Genomic DNA, 2,001 nt, shown 5'->3' with positions numbered 1-2,001 from the left:
GACGAAGGGAAACCGTGTCACAAAGCGCAGCAACGCAACACGCTCCATCGAATCATGATCAACCCCAATTCAAGCATCCGCATAAGGTGATGCTTGGCCTGTACATCGGCGCGTTCCTGGGCATGCTGTCCGAAACGTCCATGAACATCGCCCTGCCCGACCTGTGCGATGCGTTCGGCATCACCACCGGCACCGCGCAGTGGATGGTTGTCGGCTACATGCTCGCCATCGGCGTGGTGCTGCCGTGCGTCGGATTCCTGCTCAAGTGGATCAAGGCCAAGACGCTGGTGCTGTTCGCATTGGTCTGCTTCGCAGTCGGCTCCGCGCTGTCCGCATGCGCTCCGGTATTCGCACTGGTGCTGGCCGGTCGAATCATCCAGGGCATCGGCACCGGCATTGTGCTGCCGACCATGTATGCCGCGATCATGCGCGTGTTCCCGCCGTTCATGATCGGCGCCGCCAACGGTGTGGCCGGTCTGGTGATTATGTTCGCGCCGGTGATCGGCCCGACCCTGTCCGGCATTCTGATCGGCGCGTTCTCCTGGCGTGCGATCTTCGTGCTGTTCGCCGTTGTGGCGCTCGTTGCCATTGTGTGCACCGCGGCCTTCTTCGTCACCCCGATCGAAACGACCCGCCCGAAGGTCGACATCCTATCCGTCGTCGCATCGGTGATCGGTTTCGGCTGCCTGGTTGCCGGCGTGAGCCTGGTGGCTGATATGGGCTTCTCCGCGCTGGTGGTCGTGCTGCTGGTCGTCGGCATCGTGGTCGTCGCGTTCTACGCGTACCGCCAGCTGCACATCGACAATCCGGTGCTGGATCTGCGTGCGTTGGGCATCGCATCCTTCCGTACCCCGGCGCTGATGGTCACCTGCTCCTTCGCCTGCACGTTGGCGATCATGTATCTTGCCCCGCAGGAACTGCAGCGTGGCCTGGGGCTTAACTCGTCCGTCGCCGGCATGCTGATGCTTGCGGGCGGCGTGATCAACGCCATCTGCTCGTTCGCCACCGGCCGCATGTACGACAAGGTCGGCGCACGCCCGCTGGTGCGTGCCGGCGCCGTGGTGGCCATCATCGGCTCCGTGCTGTTCCTGGTTATCGGCGTCACCACCGCTCCTGCGTTCTTCGTGCTGGCGCACGTGGTGTTCATGATCGGCATTCCGCTGATGCAGCAGTCCGCGCAGTCCGCGGCATTGAAGGGTCTGCCGCGCGAGCTCGCCGCCGACGGTTCCACGATTCTCAACACCATGCAGCAGGTGTGCGGCGCCATCGGCACCGCCGTGGCCACCTGCCTGCTGGGCATGGGGTCCGGGGCGAGCGAGGCGCAGAGCTTCGTTGCCGGTTCCCGGTACGGCTATGTGTTCGGCCTGGTTCTGGTCGTGATCGTATTCATATTCTCCTTCTTCCTGAAGGAGGGCCGCGAGCAGCGGTAGGGGCTTCCCATAGGTCTGCGGTCGCGGCCGCCGTGGCTGTGACCGTGATTATGACGTCGGGTGCATGTGGATATGCGCCCGGCGCTTTTTATATGCTGCTGGGCACCGTTATACGTTGTGGGCGTATCCGAACCTACGCCGATCGTCGCATAGTGCGACAGGCCGGAGGCGGAGCCTGTACAGCGGTGTCCTTTTCGGGGGAATCGGCCATTCGTGCGGGCATGAACAGAGGAGAGTCGGCCGGTTCCGCCGAATCGGGCAACTGCGGAGCGATCGGTTGGAATGACGGAATCGTATGGTGTGCCGATAGTTATGCATGGATGACGATATATGAGTGTGCCGGTGATGAGCATCAAACGATTAACGGCGTGTCGTGATTGGGTTTTGCGGCAATTGAGGGCGGAAATGGCGGGGTGGTGCCGATGCCTACGTTTGCATGATGCGGCGGAAATGACGTTATGAGAGCGCTAACAGTTGGGATAATCGTTTAACGTTTGACATTAAACGATTAACGATTTACAGTGTTGACCACAACAAGAGCACAACGCACGTGATCTTGAGGTTCGCGTCG

At 61.3% G+C, this 2,001-nt stretch carries 1 protein-coding gene; it reads left to right on the top strand.

Annotated features, from left to right (window positions below; all coding sequences use genetic code 11):
* Window positions 1-14 precede the first annotated feature (14 nt).
* Complete coding sequence (locus ACR0P8_RS09490; RefSeq protein ID WP_432624821.1) at window positions 15-1,430, top strand: DHA2 family efflux MFS transporter permease subunit; 1,416 nt, start codon at window positions 15-17, stop codon at window positions 1,428-1,430.
* Window positions 1,431-2,001 lie beyond the last annotated feature (571 nt).

Origin of the sequence: Bifidobacterium sp. (assembly GCF_050874245.1) — a bacterium.
Lineage (GTDB): Bacteria > Actinomycetota > Actinomycetes > Actinomycetales > Bifidobacteriaceae > Bifidobacterium.
Note: the sequence above shows the minus strand (reverse complement) of the source record. Positions and strands in the feature narration are given on the sequence as shown.